Here is a 12422-nt window from a genome sequence, read left to right as displayed (position 1 = left end):
CCATTAACAAACATATACTTTGAGTTTAGGGGACAAAATTTTTTCCGGTGCATTATGGAGCTTTTTTGAAAGGGTCTCTACGCAGGCCGTACAGTTTGTTCTTGGAATATTTTTGGCTCGATTGCTTACCCCAAAAGATTATGGCCTTATTGGCCTGCTTCTGGTGTTCATTGTAATTTCACAGGTCTTTATCAATAGTGGCTTTACCAAAGCCTTGATCCAAAAAAAAAATAGGACTGCCGAAGATATTTCAACAGTCTTTGTTTTCAACCTTCTGATCAGTATTGTCTGTTATGTACTATTATGGTTTGCATCCCCATATGTGGCAGATTTCTACGAGATAGCAGAGCTTGAGAGCATGCTCCGGGTTTTGGCGCTATCGCTTATATTAAATGCTTTGTTTACCGTCCCTGCCACGCTGGTCACCATTGAGCTTGATTTTAAAATCTTTGCCAAGGTGAATTTTGTTGCAGTCTTGGTTTCCGGGGCTATGGCCATATATTTTGCCTATCAAGGGCATGGAGCTTGGTCCTTGGTTTATCAAACTTTGATAAAGGCTTTTATTACTGGGCTTCTACTTTGGTTATGGACCAAATGGAGACCTGAATGGATCTTTTCAAAATCATCGTTCAAAGAACTTTTTTCCTTTGGTTCCAAACTACTCATCAGTTCGTTGATGAACACCTCGGTGAGCAATGTCTCTGCACTATTGATCGCCAAGGTCATCAATGCAAAAGAATTGGGATATTACACTCAAGGTACACAGTTTACAGACCTGATCTTCAAGACTGTGAACTCCATGGTGGAAAAAGTACTTTTACCGGGATTGGCCAATATTCAGGATCAAAAGGAAGTTTTGATCAAATATTCCAAGAACATCATAAAGATTGTGACCATTTTTGTGGCGCCCGTATTCTTTATCTTGATTGTGGTTGCCGAGCCAATGATAAAGGTACTGCTCACAGAAAAATGGTTGCCCGTGGTCCCGGTCATGCAGCTTTTCGCAGTAGCTAGACTGATTACCATCATCTGTGGAATCAATGTAAACCTGCTCTACGTTCTTGGTAGAACCGATTTGGCCTTGAAACAGCAATATATTAAAATACCTATCCGGCTTGTTCTATTATTGGCCGCATTAAAATTCGGGATTGTCTATGTTGCCCTTGCCGAGTTATTGGCCACCGCAATACATTACTTTATCGATTCCTTTTATCCCGGTAAAATCATGGATTATGGTTCCAAAAGCCAATTGAAAGATCTTTATAAAATTGTTGGGTTCAATCTTATTTTGGGAGTCTGTACCTATTTACTTTTGATTCCCATTGAGAACGATATTGCAAAACTTATAGTAGGGCCTCTTTTTTATGCCAGTTGCTACATGTTGGGCAACTACTATTTTAAAGTACCAGAATTTATGGGACCTTTTAAAAAGTTCATCAAACTATTGCCCAAAAAGAAATAGCTATTGTAAAAACGAAACACCATGACCATAACCCTGTTTTCCAATTTTTTTAACCATCACCAAAAACCATTGGCCGATGAGCTGTATGCAAAATTGGGAAACAACTTTACATTCGTGGCTACAAGTGCTATGCCCGAAGTTTTCAAGGATTCCGGGTACAATCCATTTAAGGATACTCCCTATGTGCTTCCTGCGTATAAAAGCGAGGAGGACCATAAAAAGGCACTTCAACTTGCTACGGATTCTGATGTTGTAGTGCATGGTGCCGCACCTGATAGCTACCTGAAAAATAGGCTTGAAAAGGATAAGCTTACTTTTCGCTATTCGGAACGAATCTTTAAAAAAAGTCCACTTCAAAAATTTAACCCCAGAGCATTTTTTCATCAGTATAAAAAGCATACGAGATTTAAAAATAAAAACCTGCATATGCTTTGTTCAAGTGCATACACTGCCAACGATTTAAATTGGATCAATGCATATCCGGGCAAAATGTACAAATGGGGATATTTCACCAAAACACCAAAACTGGACATTGATCAAGTTTTAGCAGAAAAGAATAGTGTTTTCACCATTCTTTATGTAGCCAGGCTGATAGATTGGAAACATCCAGAAATGGCCATTATGCTGGCCAATAGTTTAAAGAAAAAAGGACATCAGTTTAAAATGAATATCGTCGGTTCCGGCAATATGCTCGAAAGACTTACCTCCATGAGCAAAGAACTCAATCTGGAAAATTGTGTCCATTTTTTAGGGAACATCGAGAATGAAAAGGTTCTTCAAATGATGAGGAACTCCCATTCGTTCTTTTTTAGCAGTGACCGTAATGAGGGATGGGGTGCAGTGGCCAATGAAGCCATGGCCAACGGATGTGCATTGGTAGCAAGTCACAAAATTGGTGCAATTCCTTACCTTGTAAAACCTTTCAATAATGGAATGGTCTTTCAATCCGAAAACCTTGATCACGCTACGCAATTGATGGAAAGTCTGATGAACGATAAGAAGCTTTGGGGAGATTTGGTCAAGAATGCCTATGATGACATTAACCATAGTTGGTCGCCAAAAAATGCCGCCGACAATTTTTTACGGTTGTGCGACAACTTGATGAATTCCAAAGACGATTTAATTTTGGAAGGGCCGTGCAGCAAAGCATTTCCAACGAATAACCAATGGTACAAAAAAGAAACAAAATGAAAATATTGTGGGTAACCAACACTGTTTTTCCTGATTTGGCAATAGCCCTTGGCCAAAGACCTCCTGTAGTCGGTGGTTGGATGTACGGTTTGGCAAAAAGCCTCTCCCATAGTCCAAACATAGAATTGTTTGTAGCTACCGCAAGAGATGCTAAAAGTGATGACGAGAAGAAAATCAACAACATTACCTATTTTCATTTGATGGGTGAGAAATCCATCAATGAATATGATGTTTCACTTGAAAAAAAATGGATATCGATTGTTGAAAAGGTAAATCCTGACGTTGTTCATATTCACGGAACGGAATATGCCCATGGCCTTTCATTGATGAACGCCTGTCCTCAACTAAATTATGTTATCTCCATTCAGGGATTGATCAGTGTTTACTCGAGATATTTCTTGGCCAACCTTAGCAATTCCGATTTACGAAAAAGTCTATCCCTAAGGGATATTCTCAAGAGACAAACACTGAAACAAGAAGAAAAGGAGTTTTTAAAAAGGGGAGAATCCATTGAAAAAAAGTACCTAGTAAAGACAAAGCATGTAATCGGAAGGACCCAATGGGATTATGCCCATACGAAAATTGTAAACCCTAATGTCCAATATCATTTTTGCAACGAATCACTTCGCGACTCTTTTTATGAATCCCCTTTATGGGAACCTAAGCAAGATCATGTTGAACCGACCATTTTCTTGTCACAAGCTTCAAGACCGCTGAAAGGGTTGCACCAAGTATTAAAGGCGGCCTACTTGCTAAAAGATTCTTATCCCAACCTAAAGCTCAGAATAGCAGGAGGAAACATTGTTAAAAGTGACAATCTTAAGCAAAAACTGAGTATTTCGGGATATGGAAAATACATTCGTGGACTAATTTCACAATATGGCCTGGACAATCAGATTGTTTTTACCGGCCCGTTGGATGAAGCTGGAATGATTAAGGAATACACAAATGCTTCGATGTTTGTATGTCCTTCAAGTATAGAAAATAGTCCCAACTCGCTTGGAGAGGCCCAATTGCTTGGAGTTCCGGTAATCGCCTCCTATGTGGGCGGGGTCGCTGATATGGTCACTCATGAGGAAACAGGTCTTTTATACCGTTTTGAAGAAGTTGAAATGCTTGCCATATCCATAAAAAGGTTAATCGAAGACAAGGAATTGGCAATTCATCTGTCCAAAAATGGGCATAAAGAAGCCAAAAAACGGCATGACAGACAAGCAAATCTTGACCAATTGTTGTCCATCTACAAAAGTATTGTGTAATTTAAAACCAATTGTTTTATCATGATAAGGTTTAAAAAATTCATATTGTCCTTGTTTGGTTTACACAACAAACTCTATAACTGGCTGCTATTGAAGTATAAAAAGGTTTCCTATACGAGTTATCCAACCATCAATGGAAGACTGTTCATGAGGGGACAAGGTGCCGTTTTTCTTGGAAAAGAAGTAAAATTCAACAGTAGCCCTTCGGCAAATCCTATTGGCGGCGATACTAGAACAACATTGCGCGTCTACCCTAATGCCACTTTAAGAATCGGCGATGATTGCGGGATATCCAATAGTGCAATTATTTGCCACGATGAAATTACTATTGGTAACCATGTTAAAATTGGGGGAAGCGTTAAAATATACGATACTGATTTTCATTCTTTAAATCCTGACCTTAGAAAAGAAGTAAAGACGGATATTGCCAAAACAAGGCCCGTAAGCATAGGTAATTCATGCTTTATCGGTGCATTCAGTATTATTTTGAAAGGGGTTTCCATTGGAGATAATTCGATTATAGGTGCAGGGTCGGTGGTGACCAAATCTGTTCCTGCAAATGAAATATGGGGCGGCAACCCTGCAAAGTTTATAAAAAAGATAGACCTCTAAAATGCAATATGAAACAGGCTTTTAAATATCTAAGAACGATTGGTCTTCCTGCATTCCTATTACTTTCCCTTTACTTTATAAATCCGTTCAACAAAGGGTTTTTGGCCGGCTATATAATTCTGGGGATTGTTTTCTTGAATAAGAATGCCTTAAAAAAGGAGGTGGACACTACCTTTTTGTTGTTGACCATTTTTTCTTTCGTCTATGCGGCCTTTTATGCTTTTAATCTAGAACAAGGGGTACAATGGCTTTTTATTTATGCTTTCTTTCCCCAAGCTTTTTATCTCTTGGGCAAAAGAATGGTTGTTGATTCAAGTACACCAAAAAATCACTTTTACTTGCTTTTTGTATTTGGGACGTTGTATTCCGTAACGGGGCTCATATCGGTTGGATTGAATCTTTTGGAGGGAGGTTTTGTACAGCTGGGAAGGACCATACCCAATTTTTGGACGGGCAAAGAGACCCTGGCCACTGCCATGGGAGCCTTTTTTATTTTTAATATGAGTATTCCAGGGCTTTTGATAGCCTCCAAAAGAAAGCTGCCCTTAATCTTTAATTTAATTGCCCTTGGCATATTTGTAATATCCATGCTCTGTGTGTTCAGATTGGGCAGTAGAACACAGTTGGTCCTCGTCCTGCTTGGAATTTTGATTGCCATTGCCTATCGTATCAAAAGCCAGAGTGTGGTCTCGAATTTCAAGTTCATTCTGGTAATGGTGGTCATCGTTGCGGTCGGCATCAATTATTTGTCGGTTGATTTGGATGCGGAATACCTATCATCCCTAGGGCAAAGATTACAGGACAGTGAGAATGCCGCCAGTGCCGGTGGACGTACGGTACGCTGGGAAAAGTCTTTGATAAATCTCTATGAAAAACCATTGGGCTGGAGTGTGGATGAATTCGGTTACTCACACAATATGTGGTTCGATGCCGCAAGAAATGGAACAACTATTTCTTTTATCCTCCTAGTAATCGTGACCATAAAATCAATTTCGAATATTCGAAGGGCCCTACGGGCCAATAAAAATGCCATATTGTTCAATTCCCTTATCCTAATATACAACGTGGCTATATTCTCCCAGTTGTTTGTGGAACCTGCATTGGAATCGCTCTTTATTCTATTTGTTTTCTATTGCTTTATTCAAGGACTGCTCAATGAGTATTCCAACAAGGAAGAAAATCGAAAAATTGAGCAAAGTCCTTTAGTCCAGGAATAATTTGGACAATATCAATATCCGATAAAGTACCGTGAACGGTTTCCCAAGATTTTTTTGACCAAGAGGCAGAAGAGTGTGTTGACGGTCAATAAAAACAGTACATAAACTATTGAAACGGGAACCTGTAATGCTTGCGGTGTAAAATCTGCCACAACGAAGTAAATCTTTTTTAAATGTCGGTCAAAAATCACATGTAAAAAATACAGGGCAAAACTGATCTTGGCTATAATATCCAATATCCAGTATTTATTGTTTTGTATGTTTCTGGAGATATATAAAATCAAGAAGGTAATACTCATTTTTTGAAGGTAAACCAAAGATTCCCTAGGACTGAAGATACCCAAATATTGATACTCATGATTTACGAACAACAGTATCACAGAGGTGGCGACCGCAGTTAAAAGCAAAGGAAGCTTATACCGCTTTACTGTTTCCATAACTTGGGCATAGCGCATACTCACATAGATACCCCAGAGGTAAACGGGCAAAAAATACATGAATTGACCCAATGTAATATATACCTGGGTCCGTGTTCCCAAGATGGGCAAAACAAAAATCCACGGAGCCAGCCGAACAAAATCCCTTTCTTTTAACCTTAAGAACAGTGGACTAATAGCAAACACCAGAATTATGAAGGGAATGTACCAGAATTGGAAAGATGCCGTTCCGTTGATAAGCTGCCGTGGAATCTTAAAAAAATATTCGGACCATGGAAGATTGGCCCTTGCCCCTGTAAAATCCTCCGCAAAAATGAGGAATATGCTAATAAAGACATAAGGAGCTACCACATTTTTGATTTTGGAGACGTAATACCCCCTTATGTTAAATTTTGTGCTTAAATAATGAAACAAAAATCCGGATATGAACAAGAAATATATGGTACTGCCATGAAACAACATGTCACGGGTAGCATCAACAAAAGATGAACTTCCGGTATACTCTGTTTTTGGAGGAAACCGCCACGTATGAATAAATATGATATTAAGGATGGCAAAAGCCCTAAAATAGTGAAAGGACCATAAAAATGGCTTTTTGGTGATGCTATTTTTGGACATACCTATATGTTTCATTAGAACTTACCATGGAGAATACCACTATATGCCCTTTATATCCATGGTGCAAAGTGCCCTTTGGCCTGTATGTACCGAATCAAAGCAAACCACATCTCCTTTTCGGTTCATTCTGGGATGAAGGTCGCAGCACCAATGCTTGCGGGTTCTGGACTGAAACTTTTTTAAGGAGTTTATTCTTGCAAGCAAGGTCGTTTCGTTGGTATTGCTGTCCACTTTGTACAAATTGGCCATTCGATATTTATCCGGGTAAGTATCCGTAACAAAAGCCTCCGTATTCAAGAAACTCTGATGCCCATCAGAATTTAATTTAGGATAGGCGACCCTTCGGTATTTTTGCAGTGTAGGTTCCTCAAACAGCACATGACTATCAGTGTCCCCTACCCTACAATATGCCACAATTTGATTGTTCTCGTTCCAAACATAGTGAGAAACCATATCGTTGGTCGGGGCTATATGACATTTTTTGGTCTCCCTATCATAAACGACCAATCTGGACCATCTTTTAAGTACATCATCCACTTTGACCCATCGGTGCAAAAACGAAATATATCGGTTATCCGGGGAAAAAAGTGAATGGGTGACATAGTGATGGCTGTTCAGGTCCGAATCGTTCAACCCGCCCATTTTGCTCAATTCCTTCAAAGTGACCACAAGTTCTCTCGTACCCTTAACCAAATCTCCAATAAAAAGTCCAGTTTGCTCTGGGATCTGGATATCGTTGAATGTTTCGTCCTCATAGGAATAACCGTAGCCTGGCATTAGTTTTTCAAGTCTGCCATAACTGAACGAAGTTGCCATGGTCCCACAAAAGGATGCGCTATCTATAGGATACGGTATTGTTCGCGTCTCTTTGGTATTGATATTGTAGATTTGGGAAACCAAGTCCTCATCCACTGCATCATTATAAATGATATGGTCCTCACCTGCCCATTGCAGCCTGCATCCCTTATGATAATTCCAGGCATGGCACTCACCAATTTTCACATAATCCTTCATTTTACCATCAAAATGAAAATAACCAACCTCCAAAATATCGCCTCTCTGCGGCATTCTAAAAGGGATGGTCAAGTGATTGGCCAAAAGCTTTGTGTCATCAAAAGAAAATGGACAAACATCGTGGAAGCCAAAAAAATATCCTTCTTTGGCCTGGATTTCGTTTACTGAAAAGTCTGGTTTGTTGGGCAATAGGTCGAAAAACGATTGGTACGCATTACGAATCTTCAACTTGATGTTCGGATTCTTCTTTACTGCATCGTACACCAGTTTTTCCAGTTTATTCATGGCCATACATTGATAGGTATTGATTTACAATCTCGCCCCAATTGAACGGAGCGATAATAGCTTCGAAATTCTTGTATTCTTGGTAATTATCGGCAATATTTTCGATGCCCGTAGCGATTTCCTCGATGTTGTCTGGGTCAACTGCCATCCCAACGTCCTTACCTTCCAAATATCCATTGATACCCTCATTCTTTGAGTATAGGACGGGCAATCCTTGTGAAAGGGCCTCAATATATACCAATCCAAAAAGTTCTGACTTGGAGGGCATCACAAAAATATCGGATTGTCTGTATTCCTGCATTAACTTGTCCTTCTCCATTATTTTGCCCTTAAAGAATACCCAGTCCAAATTTGCTATTTTGGCCAAAAACTCTTCGTAATAAGCTTCTTCGTAAACATTAGCCCCACCGACCACGGTCAAACGATATTCCTTGCCCGACTTGCTACGCAATAGCTCTATTCCATCGATGAGTGCAAAGAGGTTTTTTCTCCTCATAATCTGCCCCACATAAATAAGGTTTCTCTCATCTGCCAAGGTAACTCCACTGGGTTCCTTGGTGTTGTTCAGCCACACTTCATTTATGCCATTGGGGATGACCCTGATTTTATCCTTTATCTTCTGGATAAAGCTTGAGGGCATCATTTGGAGCATCTTGTCCCTATTGGTAGGCGAAATAAATATAATATGCTTCGCTTCTTTTAGTACCTTTTTAATAAAGGGGCGCCTGTGGTACATTAGCTTATACTGCAGGCCTATGTCGGTTGCGCGAACCGCAACAATATATTCCAGGCCAAACTTTTTCTTCAATTGGTATGCAAGGGCACCATCGGTAAAAAGATTGTGGGCGTGAACAAAATCAACATCTTTTTGGATATTCTTGGCAATAGCATCCTTGGTTATTGTTTTGACCTTCCCGAAGTAGTTGTATTTATGCAATGGTGTAATGACCTTCTCAAAAATCAGTTCTGTTCGCTTGAACTCTACTACATTTTCAGGCTTTCTGTCCTGTTTTATGGGTATATAGACCTTTTGTTCCACATAAGGTTCAAAAAAACCATACAATTGGGAATATAGGTGATTGTCAATATAATAGGAGTTGAGGTGTAAAACTTTCATCGTTTGTGGGTATGCTTTGAACAAAAACGCAAAGTTTACGAATTTATTGATACATGGGCGGTATTTTCCAAATAAAAAGGGAGCGATAAATCGCTCCCTTTTTTAATATATAAATCCGCTTTGTTCGTTAATTGGGATCATTGGTCAAATTACTGACAATGAACCTGCTTTCTGATGGCATTTCACTGTTCCAAAAATTGGAATCCAAAAACTGGGTGTTCGAATTTAGCTCATAATAGCCATTTCTTGTATCCAGCTCTTCCAACTGGTCCACATCCGATATATTGCTGTCGATTATAGAGAAATTGCTGTTGGACCTCGCGATTGAAAATAAATATGGAGAATCCGAGAAGGTACAGTTTTGGAATGAATTGTTGCTGCATAAATCCTCTGATTCCGCCCACCAGTTCAAGCTGATGATTGACGACGATTTATTCGTAACGGTCAAATTCCTGAATACATTGTTCTGTCCTGAATGTTCTGGATAAGGGTTTTTGCCACTATCTGAAAAGCTGACACCGGAACCTCCATTCTTCAGTGTACAGTTTTCTATCAAGTTATACTCGGCGCCGTCCATTATATTGATTCCGCCGCCGTCATACAATCCATAACTACTGTCACCAGTAACAGAGATGTTGTTTGCATAGCATTCGATGGCACCGTCAAAATGAACATTGGTTCCATATATTTCGCTATACTGCATAATGTTTCTTTCAGAGAGCTGATTAAAGCATATACCATGACCACTGTGATTGCTACTGACCAATCTTTTTGCCTTAAGATTCGTAAATAAATTGTTCGCTCCTATGGTATGGAAGTAGTAATCTTGTGGGTTTCCATTATCTATATCACTTACCGCCTCACTATAAGCGACCAAGGTTTCCCTGCTGTTCCCAATAGTGAACGCTCTAAAGGCCATATTATAGGAAGCACAATTCATGATTACATTTTTTGAGCTCCAACTGCTACTCGAGGTGGAATAAATCAACCATCCAGTTCCTTGAAGGTCCGTATTTGAACCTCCTTGACCTTCCACTTCGGTAAACCACCCGTGATTGGCCTGAACTACATTCTCAAATACAGAATAGCTTAAATTTCTAAAATCAAAGCCTCTTCTAAAATATTGTATCTGTATATTTCTGAACACAAAGCCTTCTTCGCCACCATCGGTTGAGAACAGGCTTTCGTTATCTATATATTTACCAGATGACTTATTTCCAGTAAACGTAGGCATTGTTGAAGGGTCAAGGTCATGTGTCCCATCGGAGTTCCTAGTTCCAGACTTGTAATCATCCCAAGACACTGAAGCATATTCGGATGTTCCAATATCTCCCGGAGTATTTCTGTATCCTATCCAATAACATGGTTTTGATGGGTTACAGGGTAGGTTTGACATATCATAATGAGATCCTCCACTTGGATTGGAGCCATAACTATATTCTCCCGCCTTTATATAAAAGACGTCTCCAGCTTGAACAAAATTGCGGTCAAAAGCCTTGTCAATATTGATTGGATTGCTCATTGATGAGCCATCGTTACCGCTTGAACCGTTTACGGCTACATAAATAATCCTATTTGGGCTTACCGGGTTTAAGGGAATACTATTGCCCGCATCTACAGTAAAGGGAGCTGTAGCTTCTGGAATATCCGGAGGCGTGGTGTCTTCCGGCTTTTCCTCACCGGTGTCTCCTTCGTTGTCTGTTTCAGGGTCGGTCTGTTCCTCATCTGTAGGATTCTCAGTATCGGTATCCTCTTCTTCGGCAGTTTCGTCTATTACTTCCTCTTCCTCTAAAATAGCCTCTAAGAAAAGGTCATTGTCTTTAGCACAAGACACTATGGAAAGAAGAACAAAGAGCAAAATAGGCATAGAAAATCTAGAGGTGGGGTTTAGAAATTTCATAGCAATTTAATAATTTTGATAATCTGGGTTAAAAATTAATGGGGTAACATTGCTCTCTATGAAAGCTAAAATAAGTCGTCATTTGTTAAATTAGCTGAAAAGGGCTTTTTTTTCGATGAAATGCATTGTTTGAATTCAATTTTAGTACCTTTTTCCATCATCATATTACTTTTCAACATAGTTATTAACACTTTAAACGAAAAAAAACAAGTATTAGCTTGAAATACGGTCAAATTTCATATCCGGACTTTTGAAGTATGATTTTAACAGTTTTTTGGGAGTTCTGCCCTTTTCCATAGAAATGATTCAAGCATCTTAAAACGGGTTAAATCGCAATTGGTCGAGTTTTTATTTTTTTTAAAGCCGCTCTTGCATAATTTTACGGTAGAATTCAATCTATTTTAACCTAGCCCCAGCCAGCCAAAATGGAGAACTTAGCAGTTTTGCTCACGTGCCATAACAGAAAAAACAAAACTATCCGGTCGTTGGAATCTCTTAAAAAAGCCCACAACGCTTTTAAAGGAGACCTCAAAATAACCGTCTACCTTACCGATGATGGTTCCACGGACGGAACAGCCGATGCTGTTAAAAACAAATTTCCCGATACCGTTGTTCTTCAAGGAAACGGTAATCTTTTTTGGGCCAACGGTATGATAAATTCTTGGGCAGAGGCCGTTAAACACGAACATGACAGCTATTTGCTGTTGAACGATGACACATTTTTACTGGAAAATGTATTCGGGGATTTTTCTGAAGCCCAAAAATATGCTGTCGAAAAATTCGGTCAAAAAGGCGTTTACATCGGCTCAACAAAAGATCCGGATACCGGAAAGCTTTCCTATGGAGGCGGGCGACTTATGAGCAAGTTTATGTACCGGTTCAAAATCCTTGAACCTAATGGGTCTTTTCAAGAATGTGACCTGGGCAATGCAAACATTATGTTCGTGGACCGCTCTGTGGTGGAGCAAGTAGGCATCCTGTCCAAAGGTTATGAACACGGGCTGGCCGATTACGATTACACCCTAAAATGTAGAAAAAAGGACATCCCGGTCCTAGTTACAAGGAATTATTGTGGACTCTGTGAAAGGGACAATAAAGGCTTGTACCATAATTTTGAATCAAAAAGCCTAAAAGAGCGCATTGAACATCTGTACAAACCCACGGGAATTGCATTCAAGTCAAGATTGCTTTTTATGAGAAGGTTTTTTCCTTACCGGGTACCTTTCTTTTTTGTCATGGGTTGGTTTAAGGTACTTTTTCCCAATCTTTATGTTAAAATGCGTTTTTAAATAAAAAGCCCTAAGCAGAAA

10 protein-coding genes are annotated in these 12422 nt (G+C 39.5%); 6 read left to right on the top strand and 4 right to left on the bottom strand.

Going from position 1 to position 12422, the window contains the following annotated elements; all coding sequences use genetic code 11:
- Positions 1-19: 19 nt before the first annotated feature.
- The 5 genes from SD449_RS00340 (at position 20) to SD449_RS00320 (ending at position 5741) form a co-directional block, all read left to right on the top strand.
- On the top strand, positions 20-1462 hold the full coding sequence (locus tag SD449_RS00340; RefSeq protein ID WP_318308114.1) for a lipopolysaccharide biosynthesis protein: 1443 nt from the start codon (positions 20-22) through the stop codon (positions 1460-1462).
- A 21-nt stretch (positions 1463-1483) separates the two neighbouring features.
- Positions 1484-2653, top strand: coding sequence for a glycosyltransferase (locus SD449_RS00335; RefSeq protein ID WP_318308112.1), 1170 nt, complete (start codon positions 1484-1486; stop codon positions 2651-2653).
- Entirely contained in the window at positions 2650-3912 is a 1263-nt protein-coding gene (locus SD449_RS00330; protein WP_318308110.1) for a glycosyltransferase family 4 protein, read from the top strand. The genes SD449_RS00335 and SD449_RS00330 overlap by 4 nt, the downstream gene beginning before the upstream one ends.
- 90 nt (positions 3913-4002) lie before the next feature.
- Positions 4003-4524, top strand: coding sequence for an acyltransferase (locus SD449_RS00325; protein ID WP_318308109.1), 522 nt, complete (start codon positions 4003-4005; stop codon positions 4522-4524).
- Between the two features lie 8 nt (positions 4525-4532).
- Positions 4533-5741 (top strand): O-antigen ligase family protein, encoded by a 1209-nt coding sequence (locus tag SD449_RS00320; protein ID WP_318308107.1) that lies wholly within the window; start codon positions 4533-4535, stop codon positions 5739-5741.
- Positions 5742-5752: 11 nt separating this feature from the next.
- Here SD449_RS00320 and SD449_RS00315 read toward each other — a convergent pair whose 3' ends face one another.
- The 4 genes from SD449_RS00315 to SD449_RS00300 all read right to left on the bottom strand — a co-directional run bounded on the left by SD449_RS00315 (position 5753) and on the right by SD449_RS00300 (position 11112).
- Positions 5753-6796, bottom strand: a complete 1044-nt coding sequence (locus SD449_RS00315) for an acyltransferase family protein (protein WP_318308106.1) — start codon at positions 6794-6796, stop codon at positions 5753-5755.
- Positions 6797-6835: 39 nt separating this feature from the next.
- Positions 6836-8095 (bottom strand): hypothetical protein, encoded by a 1260-nt coding sequence (locus SD449_RS00310; protein WP_318308105.1) that lies wholly within the window; start codon positions 8093-8095, stop codon positions 6836-6838.
- On the bottom strand, positions 8088-9212 hold the full coding sequence (locus tag SD449_RS00305; protein WP_318308104.1) for a glycosyltransferase family 4 protein: 1125 nt from the start codon (positions 9210-9212) through the stop codon (positions 8088-8090). The genes SD449_RS00310 and SD449_RS00305 overlap by 8 nt, the downstream gene beginning before the upstream one ends.
- Before the next feature lie 127 nt (positions 9213-9339).
- The gene (locus SD449_RS00300; protein WP_318308103.1) at positions 9340-11112 is read right to left on the bottom strand and encodes a hypothetical protein; all 1773 of its coding nucleotides are present in this window, start codon (positions 11110-11112) and stop codon (positions 9340-9342) included.
- Positions 11113-11537: 425 nt separating this feature from the next.
- Between SD449_RS00300 and SD449_RS00295 the strand changes: the two genes are divergently transcribed.
- The gene (locus SD449_RS00295) at positions 11538-12401 is read left to right on the top strand and encodes a glycosyltransferase family 2 protein (protein ID WP_318308101.1); all 864 of its coding nucleotides are present in this window, start codon (positions 11538-11540) and stop codon (positions 12399-12401) included.
- The last annotated feature ends 21 nt before the right edge of the window (positions 12402-12422 follow it).

It is taken from the genome of Flagellimonas crocea (genome assembly GCF_033441595.1).
GTDB classification, from domain to species: Bacteria; Bacteroidota; Bacteroidia; order Flavobacteriales; family Flavobacteriaceae; genus Flagellimonas; species Flagellimonas crocea.
This window is presented reverse-complemented; position numbering and strand designations above follow the sequence as displayed.